General features: G+C 71.1%; 1 protein-coding gene. It reads right to left on the reverse strand.

Annotated features, from left to right (window positions below):
- The coding region (locus AC0IYH_RS32085) for a DUF3857 domain-containing protein (protein ID WP_471838346.1) at window positions 1-263 on the reverse strand (263 nt) is incomplete at both ends.

Here is a 263-nt window from a genome sequence, read left to right on the forward strand (position 1 = left end):
CCACTGAACCGCATCCTTCTCAGGCCAGGTCAGGCGGATGCGGGCAAGGCCCGCGCGGACCGGCGCGACGGGAAGTTGCGCGATCGTCTGGACCTTGCCGCCGAGCGCCGCGTCCTTGTTCGTCGTCGAGATCGTCAGGCGCAGCACGTCGCCCAGCCGCAACCCCTCGACCGCCAGCGTCGCGGTCAGGACGCCGTTCATCTCCAGCCGCTCCAGCCGCTCTTCGCGCCGCAGCACGGTGAAGCGCTTGCCGCCCGCCAGCA

This window comes from Pseudomonas sp. AC463 (assembly GCF_979253585.1).